At 38.2% G+C, this 1906-nt stretch carries 2 protein-coding genes; both read right to left on the bottom strand.

All coding sequences use genetic code 11. The features are described from left to right. Positions 1–134 precede the first annotated feature (134 nt). Positions 135–1355 (bottom strand): tyrosine-type recombinase/integrase, encoded by a 1221-nt coding sequence (locus tag LJE11_RS18945; RefSeq protein ID WP_055168668.1) that lies wholly within the window; start codon positions 1353–1355, stop codon positions 135–137. A 104-nt stretch (positions 1356–1459) separates the two neighbouring features. After that, positions 1460–1654 (bottom strand): hypothetical protein, encoded by a 195-nt coding sequence (locus tag LJE11_RS18940; protein ID WP_055168632.1) that lies wholly within the window; start codon positions 1652–1654, stop codon positions 1460–1462. Positions 1655–1906 lie beyond the last annotated feature (252 nt).

The raw sequence follows: 1906 nt of genomic DNA, 5'->3' as shown, positions 1-1906 counted from the left end.
AGGTGAGTGCTAATTTTTTGAGATTTTTTTTGCAAACCCTTTAAAATCAATGGTTTGCAGTATCTTATTTCTTTTGAAATTGTGATTTTTTCTGTTTTGACACCAATTTGACACCAATTTCTCTTTTTGTGGTGTCAAGCATTTAACACCATACTATCTAGTCTTGCAATCTCATTTTCAATCCTTGTCAGCTCTCCAATATGGTTATACACTTCCATTGTTACATCTATATGAGCGTGTCCCATAATATATTGAAGAACTTTTACGTCCATACGGCACTCTGCCATTCTGGTACAAGCTGTGTGACGCATTACATGAGCTGAAAACTTTGGTAACAGCTCTGCTTTCCTATGCTCTTTTTTTGCTCTCTCTACTTCGGTTTTGTTATATGCGTCTACAATGTTGTATAAAACACTATTTACGCCATTCGGCATAAGCGGTCTGCCCGATTTTGCTGTAAAGACAAACCCCGAACACCCGTCCACCTCAATGCTCTTATCCTTTGCAAGCATAAAATTGATTTTTCTTTGTTCCTCAAAGGCTTTTGCAACTTCTTGTGTCATAGGTATAATACGAATACCCGACGACGTTTTTGGTGTTGAGATATGGAACTTGCAACCGTCGCCTAAATTCTTATAAATGAGCTGATGGTCTACATTAACCGTTTTTGCCTTGATGTTTATATCTTTCCATGTAAGACCAATAAGCTCCCCACATCTTAACCCCGTACCAATCATTATGGTAAACATAGGATAATATGTGTTATAGACATTGCTCTGTTTTACAAACTCCATAAACTTTTCTTGTTGAGAAACTGTTAAGGCTTCTTTTTCCTCTGCTGGTTTTCCATAATCACTAATGGAACTTTTTGCAGGGTTCTTTCGGATAATATCATCATCAACAGCCATTTCTAATGCAGGATAAAGCAGGTTGTGAATATACTTGATTGTAGAATAAGCATATCCAGCTTTGGAAAGTTTCGCATAATACGCTTTAATATGTGAGGGTAAAAGCTGAACAACTTTAATATTTCCAATCTCGTCTTTTACTCTGTTTTCCCAAGCACGAACATAACTAACTCTTGTAGTATCAGCTAGCTCACGAGTTGCCATATAACGCTCAAACAACGTGTTAAGCGTCATTTTTTTGATTGCTCCGTCTGTCAATATATTATCTTCCATATCTTTTGCAATCTGCTTCTCTTTTTCTCGAAGCTCTGGTAAATCTTGTGCATAGACTGTCAATCTCTTGCCTGTTCTTACGTCTGTATAACGATAACTGTATCTTCCATCATTACGCCAGTTTTCGCCCTCTCTTAATTTTCTTCCTTTTGGGTCTTTTCTACTAATTGCCATGAGAACCATTCCTTTCTGAAAAAGCCTCTTTTCTTGTTCTCACAGCGTGCTTTGTCCTTTCTTATTATACTACACACGCCAGAGAACATAAATAGAAAATCGCTCTATTCTTCCAAATATAACAAGTATTTCTTGACTTTTTCTATGGAATAAAGAACCCTGCGACCTATCACAATTTTTGCTCCTGCCTGCTCGCCAATCTTTCTTGCAGTAGCACGACCACAAGATAACCTAGCAGACAGTCCCTCTATATCAACAGCAATCGGCTGTTCCGTTGCTCTTATCTTCGTTTTATTCATATTCCAACACCTTACCTCGCTGGAACATCACATCATTTAACACATCAGTATTTAACATAATGTAACACCCCCTTTACTGTGTGTCTATTTATAAGTTACATAAGCAGACAGACGGCTTTGGAAAGCTCCATTAGTATCTCAACTATTCCCATTCTTGTGGGCAGAACCGCACCATGCGGACGTATCATTATTCTGTGAGGATAGGTCATGGCAAAACGACTTTTCCAACAGTCGCTCTCGGATCACTGCGTG

The organism is Blautia sp. DFI.1.216 (assembly GCF_020594215.1).
GTDB classification, from domain to species: Bacteria; Bacillota; Clostridia; order Lachnospirales; family Lachnospiraceae; genus Blautia_A; species Blautia_A wexlerae.
This window is presented reverse-complemented; position numbering and strand designations above follow the sequence as displayed.

Coding starts and splice junctions, on each gene's coding strand:
- LJE11_RS18945 (WP_055168668.1), bottom strand. CDS start 1,355: ATGGCAATTAGTAGAAAAGACCCAAAAGGAAGAAAATTAAGAGAGGGC.
- LJE11_RS18940 (WP_055168632.1), bottom strand. CDS start 1,654: ATGAATAAAACGAAGATAAGAGCAACGGAACAGCCGATTGCTGTTGAT.